The organism is Ruegeria sp. BB7 (assembly GCF_056539365.1).
This window is the reverse complement of record NZ_JBQFUV010000054.1, coordinates 1-579: the sequence shown is the minus strand read 5'-3', so window position 1 is coordinate 579 and position 579 is coordinate 1. Positions and strand designations below refer to the sequence as shown.

Sequence of the window (579 nt, the reverse complement as noted above, 5' to 3'; positions counted from 1 at the left end):
AAGCCCCAACCCGTCAGTGTGCAGAGACTGAATCTCGGCTGCCGTCAGAGCACGGTTAAAGAGTGCAAGATCATCAATCGTGCCGCTGAACGGCCTGTCCAGTTGGGCCGAATTCGCAACATACAGCTCGGTCCATGCCGCACCCGATATATTGAGCGCAGCGCCGGACGAGGCGATTTCGGCGCCATTTGCATAAACCGTCAGACCATCACTGGCAGAAATTGTGGCAGCAAGATGCATCCATTCGCCTGCGACCCCAATATTTGGGACCCTCTGCACTGTGAAGCTTCCGTTGTTGTCCTGGACAAACACCTCGATGCCACCATCGATAAACAGAGCTTCAATTCTGGTGTTGCTGTCATTTCTGAGAGTGAAAGCCCGCGCAGCTGATTCAAAATCGCTGGTGTTGAACCAACCACCAATTGTGACGTCCTCGACAGTGGGAAGACCCGTGGCCAACCCGTAAGCGCCATTGGCAAATGTCAACGCGTCAGAGCCATCAGGTCCAGTGCCGATAGTTGGGTTGTTGTTCAGTATGAGGTTTGGCCCAAGACCTACATCCACACCATAAACAGCAAC

General features: G+C 53.5%; 1 protein-coding gene. It reads right to left on the bottom strand.

What is annotated here, in order from left to right; all coding sequences use genetic code 11:
• Positions 1 to 579 (bottom strand): LamG domain-containing protein (locus ACR0D7_RS19425; RefSeq protein WP_480680483.1); only part of this gene is annotated, 579 nt, incomplete at both ends.